This window comes from Streptomyces sp. NPDC088354, from assembly GCF_044753585.1.
Lineage (GTDB): Bacteria > Actinomycetota > Actinomycetes > Streptomycetales > Streptomycetaceae > Actinacidiphila.
This window is the reverse complement of sequence record NZ_JBIVNJ010000008.1, coordinates 122392-143307: the sequence shown is the minus strand read 5'-3', so window position 1 is coordinate 143307 and position 20916 is coordinate 122392. Positions and strand designations below refer to the sequence as shown.

Genomic DNA, 20916 nt, shown 5'->3' with positions numbered 1-20916 from the left:
GGCGATGCCCAGGAACAGTACGACAGACAGTCCGCTCGCCCCCGTCACGATCGCGGTGGGGCAGGAGGACCTGCTTCTCGACCGCGCCGTGCGGGAGGTCGTGCTCGCCGCGCGGGCGGCCGACGCCGACACCGATGTGCGCGATCTCACTCCCGAAGCGGTGCAGCCGGGCACCCTCGCGGAGTTGACCAGCCCGTCGCTGTTCGCGGAGCGGAAGGTCGTGGTCGTCCGCAACGCGCAGGACCTGTCCGCGGACACGATCAAGGACGTGAAGGCCTACCTGGCGGCCCCCGTGGAGGAGATCACCCTCGTCCTGCTGCACGCGGGCGGTGCCAAGGGCAAGGGCCTGCTGGACGCGGCCCGCAAGGCGGGGGCGCGCGAGGTGGCGTGCCCGAAGATGACCAAGCCGGCGGACCGGCTGGCCTTCGTGCGCGGGGAGTTCCGCACCCTGGGCCGGTCGGCGACCCCCGAGGCCTGCCAGGCTCTCGTGGACGCGCTGGGAAGCGATCTGCGCGAGCTGGCGAGCGCCTGCGCGCAACTGGCCGCCGACGTGGAGGGCGCGATCGACGTGGCCGTCGTCGCCCGCTACTACACCGGTCGCGCCGAGGCGACCGGCTTCGAGGTCGCGGACCTGGCGGTCACCGGCCGTACGGCCGAGGCCCTGGAACGGCTGCGCTGGGCCATCGCCGTCGGCCAGCCGCTGCCCGGCATCACCTTCGCGCTGGCCTCCGGCGTACGGGCCATCGGCAAGCTCGCCTCCGCCCCGCGCGGCGCCCGGCCGGCCGACCTCGCCCGCGAGCTGGGCATGCCGCCGTGGAAGATCGACCGGGTACGCCAGCAGATGCGCGGCTGGTCCGGGGACGGGGTCTCCACGGCGCTGCGCGCGGTCGCGGAGGCCGACGCGGCGGTCAAGGGCGGCGGCGCCGACCCGGCGTACGCCCTGGAGAAGGCCGTCGTGTCGATCGCGCGCGCCTCCCGCGCCCGCTGACCTGCGCGGTGGTCCGCCCTCACGGGAGCACGCCGAAGGGCCCCGTACCGGGGAGGTACGAGGCCCTTCGAGGACCGCACCCGCGTGGCGAACGCAGGCCGCGTGCGGCCGGTGGATCATGTCTGCCGGTGGTGGAGCGGGTGAGAGGGACCGCTGTGCCCGTCACCGGCGAGGTGTTGCCGGGTACCGCTGGGTACTGACGAGAAGGCTCAGGCCTGGAGCGCGGCGACCTTGACGGCCAGCGCGGACTTCTTGTTGGCGGCCTGGTTCTTGTGGATGACGCCCTTGCTCACGGCCTTGTCGAGCTTCTTGCCGGCGAGGCGCGCGGCCTCGGTGGCCTTCTCGACGTCGCCGGTGGCCACGGCCTCACGGGTGCGGCGGATGGCGGTCTTGAGCTCGGACTTGACGGCCTTGTTGCGCAGGCGCGCCTTCTCGTTGGTCTTGTTGCGCTTGATCTGGGACTTGATGTTCGCCACGAAAGAGCCTTCTCAGGTGTGATCTGATGGGGTTCGCGCCTCGGGTAGAGGGCACGAAGCGCGACTGCCCAGGTTAGCAGTCGGCCGCTGTGCCGCCCAAACCGGCGCTCCCGGGCCCGGTCCCGGCGCCGCGCGCGGGCGCTTCCGGGCCGCCCGGCACGGTCCCCGGCCCCGCTCATGGGACTATGGGAGCCATACGTATCGATCCGACCAGAGGCGACAGGCGCCTCAAGAGACAGGACCCTGCGTGCCCGCGACCCCTTCGAACGTGCCGGAGCCGAGCCGTACCGACCCGGCGCTGATCCGCAATTTCTGCATCATCGCGCACATCGACCACGGCAAGTCGACCCTTGCCGACCGGATGCTCCAGCTCACCGGTGTGGTGGATCAGCGGCAGATGCGCGCCCAATACCTCGACCGGATGGACATCGAGCGCGAGCGCGGCATCACGATCAAGTCCCAGGCGGTCCGTCTGCCCTGGGCGCCCACCACGGGCGCCGATGAGGGGAAGACCCACATCCTGAACATGATCGACACCCCGGGGCACGTGGACTTCACCTACGAGGTCTCCCGGTCGCTCGCGGCCTGTGAGGGCACCATCCTGCTGGTCGACGCCGCCCAGGGCATCGAGGCGCAGACGCTGGCCAACCTCTACCTGGCGATGGAGAACGACCTCACCATCGTCCCGGTGCTGAACAAGATCGACCTGCCGGCCGCGCAGCCCGAGAAGTTCTCCGAGGAACTGGCCAACCTCATCGGCTGCGACCCCTCCGACGTGCTGAGGGTCTCGGCCAAGACCGGTCTCGGGGTCGAGGCGCTGCTCGACCGGGTCGTGGAGACCGTCCCGGCCCCGGTCGGCGTCGCGGACGCCCCGGCCCGCGCGATGATCTTCGACTCGGTCTACGACTCCTACCGCGGCGTCGTCACCTACGTCCGGGTCGTCGACGGTCAGCTCAGCAAGCGCGAGCGCATCAAGATGATGTCCACCGGCGCCACCCACGAGTTGCTGGAGATCGGCACCAACTCGCCGGAGATGCTGCCGGCCGACGGCCTCGGCGTCGGCGAGGTGGGCTACCTGATCACCGGTGTGAAGGACGTCCGCCAGTCCAAGGTCGGTGACACGATCACCCAGCAGTCCAAGGGCGCCACCGAGGCCCTGGGCGGCTACAAGGACCCCAAGCCCATGGTGTTCTCGGGCCTGTACCCGCTGGACGGCTCGGACTACCCGGAACTGCGCGACGCGCTGGACAAGCTCCAGCTCAACGACGCCGCCCTGGTCTACGAGCCGGAGACCTCGGCCGCCCTCGGCTTCGGTTTCCGCGTCGGCTTCCTCGGCCTGCTCCACCTGGACGTGATCCGCGAGCGCCTGGAGCGCGAGTTCGGCCTCGACCTGATCGCCACCGCCCCCAACGTGGTCTACCGCGTGGTCATGGAGGACGGTGCCGAGCACATCGTCACCAACCCCAGCGAGTTCCCCGAGGGCAAGATCGGCGAGGTGTACGAGCCGGTGGTGCGCGCCACGATCCTGGCGCCCACCGAGTTCATCGGCGCGATCATGGAGCTGTGCCAGACCCGGCGCGGCACGCTGCTGGGCATGGACTACCTCTCCGAGGACCGGGTGGAGATCCGCTACACCCTGCCGCTCGCCGAGATCGTCTTCGACTTCTTCGACCAGCTGAAGTCCAAGACCCGCGGCTACGCCTCGCTCGACTACGAGCCCACCGGCGAGCAGACCTCCAGCCTGGTCAAGGTCGACATCCTGCTGCACGGCGACAAGGTGGACGCCTTCTCGGCGATCACGCACAAGGACGCGGCCTACGCGTACGGCGTGCGGCTCGTCGCCAAGCTGCGCGAGCTCATCCCGCGGCAGGCCTTCGAGGTGCCGATCCAGGCCGCCATCGGCTCCCGCGTCATCGCCCGCGAGACCATCCGCGCCATCCGCAAGGACGTCCTCGCCAAGTGCTACGGCGGTGACATCTCCCGCAAGCGGAAGCTGCTGGAGAAGCAGAAGGAGGGCAAGAAGCGGATGAAGATGGTCGGTTCCGTGGAGGTGCCGCAGGAGGCCTTCATCGCGGTCCTGTCCAGCGACGAGGGCGCGGCCAAGAAGAAGTGACCGCCGGCGGGGGCGGGACGGCCGGTCGGCCGCCCGACTCGCCGCGTACGAGGGGCGTTTGTCCGATGACCGGACAGGCGCCCTTTCGTATGAGCGGTGCGGCATTCGGGTGATTGGGGAAAAAGCCGCTCACGTGCGGTTTCCGGGGCTGGTCGGGGGCGTTACCCATGGTGACGGCGGCGAAAGTCGTCGCCGTGGAAGGGGAATGTGTCGTGAAGTACTCGAAGGCCGCGGCCGTCGTCGCAGGTTCCGTGATCGCGCTGGGCGCCGCCGGTGCCGCCGCGTCCCCCGCCTTCGCCGGTGACGGCTCGCTCCCGCTCGGGAAGGGCCCGATGAAGCTGCTGGACGCCAAGGACGAGGTCACCAAGACCGGCCTGAAGGCGGTCACCGGTAAGACGGGCGAACTGCTGGGCGGGGTCGGCAAGTCGGGCGGCACCACCGGCATGATCGGCGGCCTGCCCATCGGCGGCTGATCGCCCCTGTGCTCCGCGGTGTCGCCGGAGGGTGGCCGGCGTGACGGCGGGAGGCGGGCTCCCCGGATTCCGGGAGAGCCCGCCGTTTGCGTCTGCGGCACGCGGGATCCGTGGGACGTGCACGCGGGCAGAGTAGATGTATGTGTCACCTGTCTCACCCCTCGTGGTTGCAACGCGGTGAACGCGGCCCCTTACAAACCGGGCGCGGATTGCCTACCCTGATCACCAATCGCGGGTTACTCGCGAGTCACCCAGCAATGTGGCGGGCCCCGGAGGTTGTCGTGACCGACACGCAGACTTTGATCGAGAACCGGCCGCCCTCGGTGGCGAACCTGTTCCTGGAGCGCGTCGAGGCCACGCCCGACGCCGAGGCGTACCGCTACCCGGTGCTCTCGGCGGGCGGCGGCCCGGACTCCTGGCGTTCACTCAGCTGGCAGGAGGCCGCGACCAGGGTCTACGCCATCGCGGCCGGTCTGATGGACCTCGGTGTACGCCCCGAGGAGCGGGTGGCCATCGCCTCCGCCACCCGGGTGGAGTGGATCCTGGCCGACCTGGGCGTGCTGTGCGCGGGCGCCGCGACCACCACGGTCTATCCCAGCACCAACGCCGACGAGACGGCCTTCATCCTGGCCGACTCCGGCAGCCGCGTGCTGATCGCCGAGGACGCCGCCCAGCTGGCCAAGGTCGTCGAGCGCCGCGCGGAGCTGCCCGAGCTGAGCCACGTCGTGGTCATCGACGCGGAGGGCGTGGGAACCGACACCGCCACCGGCGACGACGGGTGGGTGCTCTCCCTGGCCGACCTGGAGAAGCGCGGCGCGGTCTACCTGGAGAAGAACCCCGAGGCGGTCCGTGACGCCGTGGGCGCGCTCACCAAGGACCAACTGGCGACCCTCATCTACACCTCCGGGACCACCGGCCGCCCCAAGGGTGTCCGCCTGCCGCACGACTGCTGGGCGTACATGGCCCGCGCCATCGAGGCCAACGGCCTACTGGAAGCGGCGGACGTCCAGTACCTCTGGCTGCCGCTGGCGCACGTCTTCGGCAAGGTGCTCACCGCCGGGCACATCACCATCGGCCACGTGACCGCCGTGGACGGCCGGGTGGACAAGATCATCGAGAACCTGCCGGTGGTGCAGCCCACCTACATGGCCGCCGTCCCCCGGATCTTCGAGAAGGTCTACAACGGTGTGGCCGCCAAGGCCCGCGCCGGCGGCGGCGCGAAGTACAAGATCTTCAAGTGGGCCGCCGAGGTCGCCCGCGAGTACGCCAAGGTCACCCAGGACAACCGCCGCCGCACCGGAACGCCCAGTGCCCCCTTCGCGCTGTCCGCGCAGCACGCCGTCGCCGACCGCCTGGTGTACGCCAAGCTCCGCGAGGCCTTCGGCGGCAAGCTGCGCGCCTGCGTCTCCGGCTCCGCGGCCCTGGCCCCGGAGATCGGCTACTTCTTCTCCGGCGCAGGCATCCACATCCTGGAGGGCTACGGCCTGACCGAGTCCAGCGCGGCCAGCTTCGTCAACCCGGGCGAGGCCTACCGCACCGGCACCGTCGGCAAGCCGCTGCCCGGCACCGAGGTGCGCATCGCCGAGGACGGCGAGATCCTGCTCCGCAGCCCCGGCATCATGCAGGGCTACCACGGGCTGCCGGAGAAGACCGCCGAGGTGCTGGAGCCCGACGGCTGGTTCCACACCGGTGACATCGGCGAACTGTCCGCGGACGGCTTCCTCACCATCACCGACCGCAAAAAGGACATCATCAAGAACTCCAACGGCAAGTACATCGCCCCGGCCGCCGTCGAGGGCCAGTTCAAGGCCGTGTGCCCGTTCGTCAGCAACGTCCTGGTGATCGGCGCCGCCCGCAACTTCTGCAGCGCCCTGATCGCCCTCGACGAGCCCACCATCCTCGGCTGGGCCGCGGAGAACGGCCTGGAGGGCAGGCCGTACGCGGAGGTCGTCGCCTCGGACCAGGTGCGCCGGCTCATCGACGGCTACGTGCGGCGCGTCAACGAGGACCTGCAGCGCTGGCAGCAGATCAAGACCTTCCGGGTGCTGCCCCGCGACCTCGACGTGGAGCACGGCGACCTGACGCCGAGCCTGAAGCTCAAGCGGCCGGTCGTGGAGCGGGAGTTCAAGGACCTGATCGACGACATGTACTCCGGCACCCGCGAGGGCTGAGCCCCGCGGCCGCCCGCGCCGGGTCAGTCGCCCCGGCGCGGGCCCGGTGGGTCCACCGCGCGGACGGCGCGCTCCAGCGCGGCCACGCGCAGCGCCAGTTCGGCCACATCGGCACGGCCGTCGGCGGCGAGATGCCGTTCGACGGCCGTGAGGCGTTCCGCGACGGCCTCCAGCCGCTCCCGGTCAAGGGTCAGCAGATCGCGCAGTTCGCGGGCGGTGCGGTGGAGTTCGAGGAAGACGGAGACCTTGGCGCGCAGCACCCAGGGGTCGAAGGGCTTGGTCAGGTAGTCCGCCGCGCCCGTGGCGTAGCCGCGGAAGGCGAAGGTCGTGTCGAGGTCGTTCCCGGTCAGGAAGATGATCGGGATCTCCTTGGTCTGGTCGAGGCGCTTGATGTTCGCGGCGGTCTCGAAGCCGTCCATGCCCGGCATGAGGACGTCCAGCAGGACCACGGCGAACTCCTGGCGCAGCAGTGCCTTCATCGCCTCCTCCCCGGAACGGGCCCGGACCATCGGCCGGTTGAGCGAGCCGAGGATGGCCTCCAGGGCCATCAGGTTGTCCTCCATGTCGTCGACCAGGAGGATGCCGGCCCTGTCGGTGCCGGTGACCGTGCCGGCGGCGCCGGGCGTCACCGGCCGGGCCGCCCGGCGTCGCCGGGGACCCCGCGATCGCGCGGGTCGTCGGGGTCATCGGGGTCATCGGGAGCGCCGTACGAGCCGGTGTCCTCCGGGCGGTGGTCGCCGCGCGCCGCGCCCTCGGCGGCCTCAGGGTCCAGCAGCAGGTGGGCGGTGTTGAGCAACCGGTCGACGTCCACCGGCTTGGGCACGTAGTCGTTGGCACCGCAGGCGATGGAACGCTCGCGGTCGCCGGGCATCACTTTGGCGGTCAGGGCGATGATCGGCAGGTCCGCGAAGCGCGGGGTGCGGCGGATGGCCGCGATCGTCTCGTAGCCGTCCATCTCGGGCATCATGATGTCCATCAGGACCAGCGCGACGTCGGGGTTCTTCTCCAGCGTCTCGATGCCCTCCCGGCCGTTCTCGGCGTAGAGAACCGGCATGCCGACCCGGCCCAGCACATGCGTGAGGGCGAAGACGTTGCGGATGTCGTCGTCCACGATGAGCACGCGGTTGCCGGCCAGCACACGGCCCGCGCGACCGTCGCGCCACTCCTCCAGCCGGGTCGAGGTGGGCCAGGCCGGGGCCTGCTCCGCGGGGAGGTACGTGGCGAGCGCGGCGAGGGGGCGGCGGCCGCCGTCGCGCCAAGAGGGCGCCGCCGGAGCCTTCCCGCCGCCCCCTTCGCCGACGGTGTGCTCCGGCTCGGGCTCTCCGGAGCCGGGGGCATGGCCCGCGTACACGGCCGGCACGTAGAAGGTGAAGGTGCTGCCGCGGCCGGGCTCGCTCTCGGCGACGATGCGGCCGCCGAGCAGCCCCGCGATCTCCCGGCTGATGGACAGGCCGAGGCCGGTGCCGCCGTACTTGCGATTGGTGGTGCCGTCGGCCTGCTGGAAGGCCTCGAAGATCACCGGAAGCTTCTCGCCGGCGATGCCGATGCCGGTGTCCCGCACGGCGAACGCGATCAGGTCGTCACTGCCCTCGCACCGGGCCACGCGCAGCTCGACGCGGCCCTGCGAGGTGAACTTGATCGCGTTGGAGAGCAGATTGCGCAGGATCTGCTGGAGCCGCTGCTCGTCGGAGAACATCTCGCGCGGCACGTCCTCGCCGACGGTGACGTCGAAGGCCAGCCCGCGGTCCAGGGTGATCGGGCGGAACGTGGCGTGCACATAGTCCAGCAGCTTGATCAGCGGCAGTTTCTTGGGGCGCACGTCCATCCGGCCGGCCTCGATCTTCGACAGGTCGAGGATGTCGTTGATCAGCTGCAGCAGGTCCGAGCCGGAACGGTGGATGGTGCCGGCGAACTGCACCTCCTGCTCGTTCAGATGGCCGTCGGGGTTGTCGGCGAGCAGCCGGGCCAGGATGAGCAGCGAGTTGAGCGGGGTGCGCAGCTCGTGCGACATGTTGGCCAGGAACTCCGACTTGTACTGCGAGGAGGTGGCCAGCAGGGCCGCCTTCTCCTCCAGTTCGGCGTTGGAGCGCTGCAGCTCCGCCTGCTGCCGCTGGAGCTCGTCCGAGCGCTCCTGGAGCTGCTGCGCCAGCCGCTGGGACTGCGACAGCAGCGACTCCGTGCGGGAGTTGGCGATGATCGTGTTGATCGCAACGCCGATGGTGCTCACGAACTGGTCGAAGAAGGCCAGGTGGACGTCGGAGAACCGGGAGAACGACGCCAGCTCGATGACCCCGAGCAGTTCGTCCTCGAAGAGGATCGGGATGATCACGACACTGGCCGGGGCCGCCTCGCCCAGCCCCGAATTGATCTTGATGTAGCCGGGTGGGGCCTCCTCCACCAGGATGCGCTTCTTCTCCAGCGCCGCCTGCCGCACCAGCCCGTGCCCGGGCATCCCCGGAGTGTCGACGGTGGCGCCCTGCGCCGACCCGTAGCCCGCGATGAACGCGAGGCCGCGCGGGGCGCGCAACCGCGTGGACCCCGAGCCGTCGGCCTCGGTCTCGGCCAGGAAGAAGGCCCCGTACTGGGCGTTCACCAGCGGCGTCAGCTCCCGCAGGATCAGGTCGGCGACCTCCATGAGGTCGCGGTGCCCCTGCATCAGGCCGGCGAGGCGGGCGAGGTTGGACTCCAGCCAGTCCTTGGCGCGGGTGGTCTCCCGCAGGTTGGACACCATCAGGTTGATGTTGTTCTTGAGCTCGGCGACCTCGCCCTGCGCCTCGACCGCGATACTGCGGGACATGTCGCCCTGCGCGACGGCGGAGGCCACCTCCGCGATGGCGCGGACCTGCGTGGTGAGGTTGGAGGCGAGCTCGTTGACATTGGTCGTCAGGCGCTTCCACGTGCCGTACACGCCCTCGACGCGGGCCTGACCGCCCAGCTGGCCCTGGCTGCCGACCTCCCGGGCCACCCGGGTCACCTCGGAGGAGAACGAGGAGAGGGTGTCCACCATTGTGTTGATGGTGGTCTTGAGCTCCAGGATCTCGCCGCGGGCGTCGACGTCGATCTTCTTCGACAGGTCGCCCTGGGCGACGGCGGTGGCGACCTGGGCGATGTTGCGGACCTGGCTGGTGAGGTTGTCGGCCATGAAGTTGACGTTGTCGGTGAGGTCCTTCCACACCCCCGACACACCGCGGACCTGGGCACGGCCGGCCAGCCGGCCCTCGGTGCCGACCTCGCGGGCGACGCGCGTCACCTCGTCGGCGAAGCCGCGGAGCTGGTCCACCATGGTGTTGATGGTGTCCTTCAGTTCGAGGATCTCGCCTCGGGCGTCGACCGTGATCTTCTTTGACAGGTCGCCGTTGGCGACCGAGGTGGTCACCTGGGCGATGTTGCGGACCTGCGAGGTCAGGTTGGACGCCATGAAGTTGACGTTGTCGGTGAGGTCCTTCCACACCCCGGACACGCCCCGGACCTGCGCCTGACCGCCGAGGTTCCCCTCGGTGCCGACCTCGCGGGCCACCCGGGTGACCTCGTCGGCGAAGGCCGACAGCTGGTCGACCATCGTGTTGATGGTCGACTTGAGCTCCAGGATCTCGCCCTTGGCCTCGACGGTGATGGTCTTGCCGAGATCGCCCTGGGCGACGGCGGTGGCGACCTGGGCGATGTTGCGGACCTGGCTGGTGAGGTTGTCGGCCATGAAGTTGACGTTGTCGGTGAGGTCCTTCCACACCCCCGACACACCGCGGACCTGGGCACGGCCGCCCAACTGGCCCTCGGTGCCGACCTCGCGGGCGACGCGTGTCACCTCGCCCGCGAAGCCGCGGAGCTGGTCCACCATGGTGTTGATGGTGTCCTTCAGCTCCAGGATCTCGCCTCGGGCGTCGACCGTGATCTTCTTTGACAGGTCCCCGTCGGCGACCGCGGTGGTCACCTGGGCGATGTTGCGGACCTGCGAGGTCAGGTTGGACGCCATGAAGTTGACGTTGTCGGTGAGGTCCTTCCACACCCCCGACACGCCCCGGACCTGGGCACGGCCGCCCAACTGGCCCTCGGTGCCGACCTCGCGGGCCACCCGGGTGACCTCGTCGGCGAAGGCCGACAGCTGGTCCACCATCGTGTTGACGGTCAGCTTGAGCTCCAGCAGCTCGCCGGTGGCCTCGACCGTCACCTGACGGGTCAGGTCGCCGCGTGCCACCGCCGTTGTCACCAGCGCGATGTCACGCACCTGCGCGGTCAGCCGGGCGGCCATCGCGTTGACGGCCTCGGTCACGTCCCGCCAACTGCCGGACAGTCCCTGTACCTTGGCACGGCCGCCGAGCCGACCCTCGGTGCCGACCTCGCGGGCGACGCGCGTCACCTCGCCGGTGAACAGCGACAGCTGGTCCACCATGCGGTTGACCGCGCGGCCCAGCCGCCGCAGATCGCCGCGCAGCGGCCGGCTGCCGTCGTGCAGGTCCACCCGCTGGGTCAGGTCGCCGCCCGCCACCGCGTCCAGCACCCGGGTCGCGTTCGCCGCCGGGATGACCAGGGCGTCGACGAGGGTGTTCGCCGCCTGGACGTTCATCGCCCACGAGCCCTGGCCGGGACTGTCGGCGAGCCGCTCGTCCAGCCGGCCCTGGCGGACCACCTCCCGCCGGACCCGGGCCAGTTCGGAGGAGAAGTGCCGCTCCCGGGAGACGATCCGGTTGAACGTTCCGGCGAGCTCGGCCTGCAGTCCTTCCCGCTGTTCGTCCAGGCTCACCCGGAAGTCCCCGTCGCACAGCGACCGCATCGCCGTCAGCAGCGGCCGGAGTTCCGCCGCCCGTATCCACTCCTCTCCCGGCGGCGGATCAACGACACGCTGACGCGCAGGAGTAGCGGTTTTCGGGGCGGGAACAGCCGATTTAAGAGCCATGACGGCCTTCTTCGGTGACTCGGCGCTTATGAGCGCGCTCAGTCTGTCACGCTGACCTTGCCCTCAAGGGCGCAATGCCGGATCTGCTCGGGAGCCGCACAGTGGGGCCAGATTCCATGCCACGGGATTTCGTTTCCCGCACCAGCCTGCCCGGCAACCAGCTCGCCGCCTCCGCCGCCCGCAAGTTCGTCCGTGCGGCGCTCGGCGCGTGGACGACGGACGGACCCGGCCCCGACGAGCGCCTGGCCGCCGACGCGGTCCTGGTGGTCAGCGAACTCGTCACCAACGCCGTCATCCACGCGGGGACCACCGTCGAACTGCTCTGCCGGCTCGAACAGGACGGCCTCGTGGTGGAGGTGTCCGACCACCACCCCGCGCGCGTCGTGCGCGACCGGGCCGAACTGGAACGGGAGGGCCGCGACGGCGGCCGCGGTCTCCAACTTGTCGCGGCGCTTTCCGAGGCGTGGGGTATCACCTACCGGCGCGACCTCAAGACCATCTGGTGCCGGCTCGCCGCCGCGCACGACCCCGAGGACCACGCCCCGGCCACGGACGGCGACCGCACCCTGACGGGCGGGCTGCGCGCCGCCGAGATCCTGGCGCCGCTGCCGCGCCAGGCCGCCCGCCGGTCCGACGGCGACTGGATCAGCCGCGGCTCGCTGTCCTTCCTCGCCGAGGCGTCCGACCTGCTCGCCGGGCAGCTCGACGAGGACATGGTGGCCGCGCTGGCCGGACAGCTGCTGGTGCCCCGGCTCGCCGACTGGTGCGCGGTCTGGCTCGGCGCCGACGGCCCCGGGACGACCGAACCGCGGCTCGCCCGCGTCTGGCATGCCGCCGAGAGCCGCATCGACGGGCTGCGCCTGGTCCTGGAGAAGGACCCGCCCCCGCCGCCGCCCCACGGCCGCTCCGGCGCCGTCCCCTGGCCCTGGCCCGCCACCGCCGACGGGACCGACGCCATGGGCGCCGCCCTCGCCTGCCCGCTCGTCGCCGGCGGCCGCTGCCACGGCACGCTGCTGCTCGGCAGGACCGGGCTGATGCGCATGCCCGACGAGGTCATCGGGCTCATCGAGGACTTCGCCCGCCGCGTGGCCCTCGCGGTCGGCACGGCCCGGCAGTACGCCCGGCAGGCCATGATCAGCCGCGTCCTGCAGCGCGGGCTGCTGCCCGCCGGGCTCGGCACCGTCCCCGGCGTGGAAACGGCCGTCGTCTACGAGCCCACGCGCGCCGACGTCGTCGGCGGCGACTTCTACGACATCTTCCCGGCAGGCGGCGGCCGCTGGTGCTTCGCGCTCGGCGACGTCCAGGGCAACGGTCCCGAGGCGGCCGCCGTCACCGGGCTGGCCCGGCCCGTGATGCGGCTCCTCGCCCGGGAGGGCCACGGCGTCGCCGAGGTCCTCGACCGCCTCAACCGCGCCCTCGCGGACGAGGCAGCCGCGGCGACTCTCGGCGACGGCCTCGGCCCCGGCTGGGAGACCGGCCCGCGCTTCCTGTCGCTGCTCTACGGCGAGATCGTGCCCGGCGGCGACGGCGGTGTCCTGTGCACCCTGGCCAGCGCCGGCCACCCGCTGCCGCTCGTCCTGAACGGCGCGGGCACGGTCCGCGCAGCGGCCGCCCCGCAGATACTGCTGGGCATCACGGACGACGCCCACTACCGCAGCGAATCGTTCCACCTCGCTCCCGGGGACACGCTCCTGTGCGTCACCGACGGCGTCACTGAGCGGCGCAGCGGCAACCGGCAGTTCGACGACGACGACGGGCTCGCGGTGGTGCTCGCGGGGTGCGTGGGGTTGGGGGCGGCGGGGGTCGCGGAGCGGATTCGCAGGGCGGTGCACGGGTACGATCCGGCTCCGCCGGACGATGATCTGGCGCTGCTCGTCCTGCGGGCCCAGTAGCTGTGTGCGGCGCCGTCGTGGTTGCCGTCTGGTTTTTTCCCCGCCCTCCCGCCCGTGTGCCCTGTGAAGTCAGTGGCCCCGGCGCGCGTTTCGTGGGGGCCGGGTGCGGGGCCTCCGGGGCTGGGCATTCTGGACAGCACATTTAGGTGCCTCGGGCGCTCTCAACTGATCACCCCGGGTTGTGCACCCACATATGCTCCACAGTCCAGAACGCCCACCCTCCCCCAGCCTCCGGCCGGGGGTGCCCCCAACTCCCCCGCCCCCTCCGTTTCGTCATGCGCCTGATCCCCAGTGGGGGTGTGGAGGCGGACCGTGGTGACTGCGGTTGCCTGGATGCCGCCCCCATCGGCCCGCCAGTGCCTGCCCCAACATTCGGCCGGGGGACCCGCTGTGGGCGCGACGTGGCGGCCGGCGCGGTGTGCGTTGGCGGTGACGGCTGGGCGGCTGATGTGCCGCCGCACCAACGGGTGCCCGCGCCATGGCCGCCTCCATACCCCACCCTGGGGATCAGGCGCGAACACTACGGAGGGGGCGGGGGTGGTGGGGGCACCCCCGCCGGAGGCTGGGGGAGGGTGGGTGTTCCGGACTGTGGAGCATATTTGTGTGCGGTATCCGGGTCGGGATGGGATGAGTAGGTGCTGGAAACGCACGTAAATGTGCTGTCCAGAATGGTCAGCCCCGGAGGCCCCGAACCCGGGCCAAGAACCACGCGCGCCGGGGTGCCCTGACTTCACAGGGCACCCGGGAGGGCGGGCGGGGAAAAAACCCCGGCACAATGGGGGCATGCCATCCGTACTGCCCGACGGCGAGCCCATGCCCCAGAACGGTGCGCTGCCCCCGGCAGCCCTCGCCGGGGCGGAGAACCGCCCGCTCGGATTCTACCTGCACGTCCCGTACTGCGCCACCCGCTGCGGCTACTGCGACTTCAACACCTACACCGCCGCCGAGCTGCGCGGCACCGGCGGCGTGCTCGCCTCCCGCGAGAACTACGCGGACACGCTGATCGACGAGATCCGGCTCGCCCGCAAGGTGCTGGGCGACGACGCCCGCCGCGTCGAGACGGTGTTCGTCGGCGGCGGCACGCCGACGCTGCTGCCGGCGGCGGACCTGACCCGCATGCTGGGCGCCATCCGGGACGAGTTCGGCCTGGCGGAGGGGGCCGAGGTCACGACGGAGGCGAATCCGGAGTCGGTGGACCCCGCGTACCTGGCGGAGCTGCGGGCCGGGGGCTTCAACCGGATGTCGTTCGGGATGCAGAGCGCCCGGCAGCACGTGCTGCAGGTGCTGGACCGCAGGCACACGCCGGGCCGGCCGGAGGCCTGCGTGGCGGAGGCGCGGGCAGCCGGCTTCGAGCATGTGAACCTGGACCTGATCTACGGCACACCGGGGGAGTCGGACGACGACTGGCGGGCGTCCCTGGACGCGGCGATCGACGCGGGCCCGGACCATGTGTCGGCGTACGCGCTGATCGTGGAGGAGGGCACGCAGCTGGCCCGCCGGATCCGGCGGGGCGAGGTGCCGATGACCGACGACGACGTCCACGCGGACCGCTACCTGATCGCCGAGGAGCGTCTGTCGGAAGCCGGTTTCGACTGGTACGAGGTGTCGAACTGGGCGACCTCGACGTCGGCCCGGTGCCGCCACAACGAGCTGTACTGGACGGGCGCCGACTGGTGGGGCGCCGGACCGGGCGCGCACGCCCACGTGGGCGGCGTGCGCTGGTGGAACGTGAAGCACCCCGCGGCGTACGCGGCGGCGCTCGCGGAGGGGCGCAGTCCCGGCGCGGGCCGCGAGGTGCTGGCCGCGGAGGACCGCCGGGTGGAGCGCATCCTGCTGGAGCTGCGGCTCGCGGACGGCTGCCCGCTGGACATCCTGGCCCCGGCCGGGGCGGCGGCCGCCGGGCGCGCGGTGGCCGACGGGCTGCTGGAGCCGGGCGCGTACGAAACCGGGCGGGCGGTGCTCACGCTGCGCGGGCGGCTGCTCGCGGACGCGGTGGTCAGGGACCTGGTCGACTGATCAGGCGCCCGGGGCCGTGACGAAGTCGATCAGCTCCTCCACGCGGCCCAGCAGTTCCGGCTGGAGGTCCTTGTAGGAACGGACCGAGCCCAGGATGTGCTGCCAGGCGGCTCCGGTGTTCTCCGGCCAGCCGAGCGCGCGGCACACCCCGGTCTTCCAGTCCTGGCCGCGCGGCACCGCCGGCCAGGCGGGGATGCCGACGGAGGAGGGCTTCACGGCCTCCCAGACGTCGATGTAGGGGTGGCCGGCGACCAGCACGTGGTCGCCGGTGACCGAGGCGGCGATCCGGGACTCCTTGGAGCCCGGTACGAGGTGGTCGACGAGCACGCCGAGCCGTGCGCCGGGTCCGGGGGCGAAGGCGGAGACGATGGCGGGCAGGTCGTCGACGCCCTCCAGGTACTCCACGACGACGCCCTCGACCCGCAGGTCGTCGCCCCAGACCCGCTCGACGAGCTCCGCGTCGTGGCGTCCCTCGACGTAGATGCGCCCGGCGCGGGCGACCCGGGCCCGTGCGCCGGGGACGGCGAGGGAGCCCGAGGCGGTCAGCCGGGGGCCGGAGGGGGCGGCGGCGGTGGGCCGCACCAGGGTGACGACCTTGCCCTCCAGGAGGAAGCCGCGCGGCACGAGGGGGAAGACCCGGTGCTTGCCGAAGCGGTCCTCCAGCGTGACGGTCGGCCCCTCGGCGGTCTTCTCGCAGCGGATCACCGCCCCGCAGAAGCCGGTGGAGACCTCCTCCACCACCAGGTCCCGTTCGGCCGCGACCTCGGGCGCGGGCACGGACGGCCGCTTCCAGGGCGGGGTGAGATCGGCGTCGTAGTTCCGGCTGCGCATGCCAGGGATCGTATCCGGGCGGACCGCCGCTCAAGCGGATCCGAACCGGGCCGCCAGCGCGTCCCGTTGGGCGCGGACGAAGCGCGCGTCGACCACGGCTCCGTGTCCGGGGACGTAGAGCGCGCTCTCGCCGCCCAGCTCCAGCAGCCGGTCCAGGGTGCCCGGCCACGCGCCCGGGGTGGCGTCCGGGCCGGCCTGCGGCTCGCCGGACTCCTCGACGAGGTCGCCGCAGAAGACCACGGCGGGCGTCCCGGGCACGACCACCACCAGGTCGTGCGTGGTGTGTCCCTCACCGGGGTGGACCAGCAGGACCTCGCGGTCGCCGCCGAGGTCCAGTGCCCAGCGGCCGTCCACGAGGTGACCGGGCGGCACCAGGACCTCCGCGGCCAGCGTCGCGGCCTCCTCGCCGGCGCCGTGCTCGATCGCGTCCAGGCGCAGCGTGAAGCGCTCGCGGCCGAGGTGGGCGCCGAGTGTCATCTCGCCGAAGACCTGGGCGCCGGGGAAGGCGGCCGTGCCGAAGACGTGGTCGAAGTGACCGTGGGTCAGTGCGATGTGCGTCACGTCGCGCCCGGTCAGCTCACGGACCCGGCGGCCCAGCTCGGCCCCCTCGGCGACCGAAGAGCCGGTGTCCACCAGCAGGACGCCCTCGGCGCCGACGACGACCCCGATGGTGACGTCGAGGAACGGCATCCGGCAGCGGGCCACGCCGGGTGCCAGGTGCTCCCAGCCGGCGAAGGGCTCCGGCGCCGTCGGTGTCGTCTCCACACCGCGACGGTATCCCCGCCGGGGTGGGCCGCGCGCGCTACGGTGGCCGGTCGAGGGGGTCCGGGTGCGGACCGCCCTTGCCGAGGTCTTGCCTCCCCGCCGTACACTGACTTGGGGAAAGCTGGCACTCACTTGTCGGGAGTGCCAGGGCACGGAGAACGACCGACGCACCGGTGACCGGACGACTGGAGGTGGACGCCGCAATGCTGAGCGAACGACGACTCGATGTGCTGCGTGCCATTGTCCAGGACTACGTGGGCACCGAGGAACCGGTCGGCTCCAAGGCGCTCACCGAGCGCCACCGGCTGGGGGTGTCCCCGGCCACGGTGCGCAACGACATGGCCGTGCTGGAGGAGGAGGGCTACATCCAGCAGCCCCACACCAGCGCCGGCCGGGTGCCGACCGACAAGGGCTACCGGCTCTTCGTCGACCGGCTCACGAACGTCAAGCCGCTGTCGGGCGCGGAGCGCCGGGCCATCCAGAACTTCCTGGACGGCGCCGTGGACCTCGACGACGTGGTGGCCCGCACCGTGCGGCTGCTGGCGCAGCTGACCCGGCAGGTCGCCGTCGTCCAGTACCCGTCGCTGACCCGCTCGACCGTGCGGCACGTCGAACTGCTGGCCCTGGCGCCGGCCCGGCTGATGCTGGTGCTGATCACGGACACCGGCCGGGTGGAGCAGCGGCTGGTCGACGCGCCCGCGCCGGTGGGCGAGACCGTGCTGGCCGATCTGCGGGCCCGGCTCAACAGCCGGGTGGTGGGACGGCGCTTCGCCGACGTCCCGCAGCTGGTGCAGGACCTCGCGGACGGCTTCGAGCCGGACGACCGGCCGTCGGTGCAGGTCGTGCTGGCGACGCTGCTGGAGACCCTGGTCGAGGAGACCGAGGAACGGATCATGCTGGGCGGCACCGCCAACCTGACCCGTTTCGGCCATGATTTCCCCCTCACGATCCGCCCGGTGCTGGAGGCGCTGGAGGAGCAGGTCGTGCTCCTCAAGCTGCTGGGCGAGGCCGGGGATTCGGGCGTGACCGTGCGAATCGGTCACGAGAATTTCCACGAGGGCCTGAACTCCACATCGGTCGTCTCCGTCGGCTACGGTTCGGGCGACGAGGCGGTCGCGAAACTTGGCGTGGTCGGCCCGACCCGCATGGACTACCCCGGAACGATGGGAGCGGTACGCGCAGTGGCACGTTACGTCGGACAGATCCTGGCGGAGTCGTAGTGGCCACCGACTACTACGCCGTGCTCGGCGTGCGCCGCGACGCGAGTCCGGACGAGATCAAGAAGGCCTTCCGCCGTCTCGCGCGCGAGCTGCACCCGGACGTCAATCCGGACCCGAAGACCCAGGAGCGGTTCAAGGAGATCAACGCCGCTTACGAGGTGCTGTCGGACCCGCAGAAGAAGCAGGTCTACGACCTCGGCGGCGACCCGCTGTCCGCCAACGGCGGCGGTGCCGGCGCGGGCGCGGGCTTCGGCCAGGGCTTCGGCAACTTCAGCGACATCATGGACGCCTTCTTCGGCACGGCGTCCCAGCGCGGTCCGCGCTCGCGCACCCGGCGCGGCCAGGACGCGATGATCCGGCTGGAGATCGAGCTCGACGAGGCCGCCTTCGGCACGACCAAGGACATCCAGGTCGACACGGCGATCGTCTGCAACACCTGCCACGGCGAGGGCGCCGCCCCCGGCACCTCGGCGCAGACCTGCGACATGTGCCGCGGCCGCGGTGAGGTCTCCCAGGTCACCCGGTCCTTCCTGGGCCAGGTCATGACCTCCCGGCCCTGCCCCCAGTGCCAGGGCTTCGGCACCGTCGTGCCGAACCCGTGCCCGGAGTGCGCGGGCGACGGCCGGGTCCGCTCGCGGCGCACGCTGACGGTGAAGATCCCCGCCGGTGTCGACAACGGCACCCGCATCCAGCTCGCGGGCGAGGGCGAGGTCGGCCCCGGCGGCGGGCCCGCCGGCGACCTCTACGTGGAGATCCGCGAGCTGCCGCACGCGCAGTTCCAGCGGCGCGGCGACGACCTGCACTGCACCGTCACCATCCCGATGACGGCGGCGGCGCTGGGCACCAAGGTGCCGCTGGAGACCCTGGACGGCCTGGAGGAGATCGACATCCGGCCGGGCACGCAGTCCGGCCAGTCGATCCCGCTGCACCAGCGCGGCATCACGCATCTGCGCGGCGGCGGCCGGGGTGACCTGGTCGTGCACGTCGAGGTGCAGACCCCGGGCAAGCTCGACCCGGACCAGGAGGAACTCCTGCGGCGCCTGGCGAAGCTGCGCGGCGAGGAGCGGCCGCTCGGCCAGTTCCAGCCGGGCCAGCAGGGTCTGTTCTCGCGGCTGAAGGACGCCTTCAACGGCCGCTGAGCGCGCGGCATGACACGGAACGGGGCGCGGGCACCCGCCCGCGCCCCGCGCAGCCGTGCGTCCGAGGTCGTGAAACGATGGGCGCATGGCCGCGCTGACCGATCTCTCCACCCTCGCCGCGCATCCGGTCGTGCAGGCGCCGATGGCCGGCGGGACGTCCACTCCCGCCCTGGCGGCGGCCGTGGCCGAGGGCGGCGGTGTCGGTTTCCTGGCGGCCGGCTTCCGGACCGCGGAGGCCATGCGCGAGGAGATCGCACAGGTCCGGCGGCTCACCTCGCGGCCCTTCGGCGTGAACGTGTTCCTGCCGCAGCGCGAGACCGCCGACCCCGCGCGCGTCGAGGACTTCGCCGCGCGGCTGGCGGGTGAGGCCACCCGCTACGGCACGTTCCTGGGCGACCCCGGCACGGGCGGCGACGCCGTGCTGGAGGACGCGTACGGGGCGAAGATCGCGGCCCTGCTGGAGGACCCCGTTCCCCTGGTGAGCTTCACCTTCGGCTGTCCGGAGCCCGCGGTGCTGCGGGCCTTCGGCGACGCCGGCACGGTCACCGTCGTCACCGTGACCTCGGTCGCCGAGGCGCGGGCCGCCGAGGAGGCGGGCGCGGCGGCGGTGTGCGTGCAGGGCGCCGAGGCCGGCGGCCACCAGTCCACGCACCGCGACGATCCGGAGCGGGACGGTACCGAGACCGGGCTGCTCGTCCTGCTGCCGCAGGTGCGGGAGGCCGTGTCGCTGCCCCTCGTGGCGGCGGGCGGCATCATGCGCGGCGCGCAGATCGCCGCGGTGCTGGCGGCGGGCGCGGACGCGGCGCAGATGGGCACCGCCTTCCTGGCCTGTCCCGAGTCGGGGGCGCACCCGGTGCACAAGCGGGCCCTGACCGACCCCGACTTCGCGGAAACCGAGCTGACCCGGGCGTTCACCGGTCGTCCCGCGCGGGGGCTGGTCAACCGGTACCTGCGCGAGCACGGCCGGTACGCCCCGCCCGGCTACCCGCGGATCCACTTCCTGACCGCCCCGGTGCGCGGGGCGGCCGCCGCGGCCGGTGACCCCGGGGCGATGGCCCTGTGGGCCGGCCAGGGGCACGCCATGGCCAGGGAGCTGCCCGCCATCGACCTCGTCCGGCTGCTCGCGGCCGAACTCGACTCCGCCCGGAGCGCTTTGTGACCGCCCCTGTCTTCGTTGTCGAGCCCGGCGCCCTGGGCCCGGACCGGATCACGCTCTCCGGCCCCGAGGGGCGGCACGCCGTCTCCGTGCGGCGGCTGCAGGTCGGAGAGGAGATCGTGCTGACGGACGGTCAGGGGCGGGGCGCGCAGGGCGTCGTGGCCGTCGTGGACGGCAAGGACACCCTCGAGGTCGCCGTCACCGGGGTCCGGGAGGAGCCCGTCCCCCGCCCGCGGATCACGGTGGTGCAGGCCCTCCCGAAGGGCGACCGCGGCGAACTGGCCGTGGAGACCATGACGGAGGTCGGCGTCGACGCGATCGTGCCGTGGGCCGCCGCCCGCTGCATCACGCAGTGGAAGGGCGACCGCGGCGCCAAGTCCCTCGCCAAGTGGCGCTCCACCGCCCGCGAGGCCGCCAAGCAGGCCCGCCGTCTGCGCTTCCCCGACGTCGGCGAGTTGGCGACGACCCGTCAGCTCGGGCCGCTGCTCGCCGGTGCCGCCTTCGCCGCCGTCCTCCACGAGGAGGGGGCAGAGCCGCTGGCCGCCGCGGCCCTTCCGGCGGACGGCGACATCGTCCTGGTCGTCGGGCCCGAGGGCGGTGTCTCCCCCGAGGAGCTGGACACCCTGGCCGCGGCGGGGGCCAAGCCGTACCGGCTCGGCGCGAGTGTCCTGCGCACCTCGACGGCCGGTGTCGCGGCGACCGCGCTGCTCCTGGGACGCACGGGCCGCTGGGGCTGAGCGCTCCGCCCTGTGTGCGCTCGTCCCCGGGCGCGCGCCCGTCCCGGT

The 20916-nt window shown here is 72.1% G+C and carries 15 protein-coding genes; 10 read left to right on the top strand and 5 right to left on the bottom strand.

The features are described from left to right. Positions 1 to 4 precede the first annotated feature (4 nt). Complete coding sequence (gene holA / locus ACIP98_RS15170; RefSeq protein WP_319664623.1) at positions 5 to 988, top strand: DNA polymerase III subunit delta; 984 nt, start codon at positions 5 to 7, stop codon at positions 986 to 988. A gap of 209 nt (positions 989 to 1197) precedes the next feature. On the opposite strand, the gene rpsT is transcribed toward holA, so the two are convergent. Continuing rightward, a complete protein-coding gene (rpsT, locus tag ACIP98_RS15165; RefSeq protein ID WP_319664622.1) occupies positions 1198 to 1464 on the bottom strand; it encodes a 30S ribosomal protein S20 in 267 nt (88 codons plus the stop codon). A gap of 247 nt (positions 1465 to 1711) precedes the next feature. Between rpsT and lepA the strand changes: the two genes are divergently transcribed. The 3 genes from lepA to ACIP98_RS15150 all read left to right on the top strand — a co-directional run bounded on the left by lepA (position 1712) and on the right by ACIP98_RS15150 (position 6221). Next, positions 1712 to 3577 (top strand): translation elongation factor 4, encoded by a 1866-nt coding sequence (lepA, locus tag ACIP98_RS15160; RefSeq protein ID WP_319664621.1) that lies wholly within the window; start codon positions 1712 to 1714, stop codon positions 3575 to 3577. 212 nt (positions 3578 to 3789) lie between these two features. Further along, positions 3790 to 4050: a hypothetical protein gene (locus ACIP98_RS15155; RefSeq protein ID WP_319664620.1), complete on the top strand. Its 261-nt coding sequence runs from the start codon at positions 3790 to 3792 to the stop codon at positions 4048 to 4050. 281 nt (positions 4051 to 4331) lie between these two features. Beyond that, positions 4332 to 6221 (top strand): AMP-dependent synthetase/ligase, encoded by a 1890-nt coding sequence (locus ACIP98_RS15150; protein WP_319664619.1) that lies wholly within the window; start codon positions 4332 to 4334, stop codon positions 6219 to 6221. Between the two features lie 23 nt (positions 6222 to 6244). On the opposite strand, the gene ACIP98_RS15145 is transcribed toward ACIP98_RS15150, so the two are convergent. Next, positions 6245 to 6784 (bottom strand): two-component system response regulator, encoded by a 540-nt coding sequence (locus ACIP98_RS15145; RefSeq protein ID WP_401976299.1) that lies wholly within the window; start codon positions 6782 to 6784, stop codon positions 6245 to 6247. A 62-nt stretch (positions 6785 to 6846) separates the two neighbouring features. Continuing rightward, positions 6847 to 10989 (bottom strand): HAMP domain-containing protein, encoded by a 4143-nt coding sequence (locus tag ACIP98_RS15140; RefSeq protein ID WP_401976296.1) that lies wholly within the window; start codon positions 10987 to 10989, stop codon positions 6847 to 6849. Positions 10990 to 11228: 239 nt separating this feature from the next. On the opposite strand from ACIP98_RS15140, the gene ACIP98_RS15135 reads away from it, so the two are divergent. Beyond that, on the top strand, positions 11229 to 13004 hold the full coding sequence (locus tag ACIP98_RS15135) for an ATP-binding SpoIIE family protein phosphatase (protein ID WP_319664615.1): 1776 nt from the start codon (positions 11229 to 11231) through the stop codon (positions 13002 to 13004). A gap of 783 nt (positions 13005 to 13787) precedes the next feature. Beyond that, positions 13788 to 15020: a radical SAM family heme chaperone HemW gene (gene hemW, locus ACIP98_RS15130; protein WP_319664614.1), complete on the top strand. Its 1233-nt coding sequence runs from the start codon at positions 13788 to 13790 to the stop codon at positions 15018 to 15020. Here the strand turns inward: hemW and ACIP98_RS15125 are convergent, their stop codons facing one another. Both ACIP98_RS15125 and ACIP98_RS15120 read right to left on the bottom strand, forming a co-directional pair. Then, on the bottom strand, positions 15021 to 15851 hold the full coding sequence (locus tag ACIP98_RS15125) for a DUF3097 domain-containing protein (protein WP_401976126.1): 831 nt from the start codon (positions 15849 to 15851) through the stop codon (positions 15021 to 15023). A 30-nt stretch (positions 15852 to 15881) separates the two neighbouring features. Further along, the gene (locus ACIP98_RS15120; RefSeq protein WP_401976293.1) at positions 15882 to 16541 is read right to left on the bottom strand and encodes an MBL fold metallo-hydrolase; all 660 of its coding nucleotides are present in this window, start codon (positions 16539 to 16541) and stop codon (positions 15882 to 15884) included. Between the two features lie 278 nt (positions 16542 to 16819). On the opposite strand from ACIP98_RS15120, the gene hrcA reads away from it, so the two are divergent. The 4 genes from hrcA to ACIP98_RS15100 all read left to right on the top strand — a co-directional run bounded on the left by hrcA (position 16820) and on the right by ACIP98_RS15100 (position 20868). After that, entirely contained in the window at positions 16820 to 17836 is a 1017-nt protein-coding gene (gene hrcA / locus ACIP98_RS15115; protein ID WP_319664663.1) for a heat-inducible transcriptional repressor HrcA, read from the top strand. Beyond that, the gene (dnaJ, locus tag ACIP98_RS15110) at positions 17836 to 18975 is read left to right on the top strand and encodes a molecular chaperone DnaJ (protein WP_319664611.1); all 1140 of its coding nucleotides are present in this window, start codon (positions 17836 to 17838) and stop codon (positions 18973 to 18975) included. The genes hrcA and dnaJ overlap by 1 nt, the downstream gene beginning before the upstream one ends. 85 nt (positions 18976 to 19060) lie before the next feature. Continuing rightward, on the top strand, positions 19061 to 20134 hold the full coding sequence (locus ACIP98_RS15105) for a nitronate monooxygenase (RefSeq protein ID WP_401976124.1): 1074 nt from the start codon (positions 19061 to 19063) through the stop codon (positions 20132 to 20134). Further along, positions 20131 to 20868: a 16S rRNA (uracil(1498)-N(3))-methyltransferase gene (locus tag ACIP98_RS15100; protein WP_401976122.1), complete on the top strand. Its 738-nt coding sequence runs from the start codon at positions 20131 to 20133 to the stop codon at positions 20866 to 20868. The genes ACIP98_RS15105 and ACIP98_RS15100 overlap by 4 nt, the downstream gene beginning before the upstream one ends. Positions 20869 to 20916: the final 48 nt, after the last annotated feature.